We start from the raw sequence: 529 nt of genomic DNA, 5'->3' as shown, positions 1-529 counted from the left end.
ATCGCAACTTCTGCACCGCATACTGTGACGTTTAGCTTCGCATTTCTCGGCGCGGGGCTTCCTTATGCGTCGGCCGGTCGGCAACATCTCATCGTTTCAGGACGAGAACGCTCCGCGCCGCATCTTGGAGGTTGCGAAGGAGGCTAGACGAACATCAGAACGAAGCCGACGATAGCGGAGACAACACCGACGCCCACGAGGATGATGCCGGTCAGGCGCAGGGCTCGCCCGTCGTGACTCGGGTCATCGGTGCGGCACCGTTCCGGCGAGCGCGGCAGAAACCACACGATGATGTCATCTCCCGGCACCAGCCCGTGCGACTCGTGGGTGTTCTGATGTCCGGCGTGCACGTCGCCCTCCTCATCGAACCAGCGGATGACGGATCCGTTCTTCGACACGGCGATCACGCCGTCGGTCTTGACCCAGCGATGGCTGATCCCGCGCACGATCAGGCCGATGATCAGCAGGGGAACTCCGGCCACGAGGCCCACGAGCGTCAGAATCTCGCTGATGATGCCGGCCATCGAGT

General features: G+C 62.8%; 1 protein-coding gene. It reads right to left on the bottom strand.

Features of this window, described 5'->3' with window-relative positions; translation table 11 throughout:
• Positions 1 to 143: 143 nt before the first annotated feature.
• Positions 144 to 529 (bottom strand): hypothetical protein (locus JF66_RS24055; protein WP_051973808.1); only part of this gene is annotated, 386 nt, incomplete at its 5' end.

Origin of the sequence: Cryobacterium sp. MLB-32, from assembly GCF_000738085.1 — a bacterium.
In the GTDB taxonomy this organism is placed as follows: domain Bacteria; phylum Actinomycetota; class Actinomycetes; order Actinomycetales; family Microbacteriaceae; genus Cryobacterium.
The sequence above is the reverse complement of the archived record's forward strand: the minus strand, read 5'-3'. Positions and strand labels throughout refer to the sequence as shown.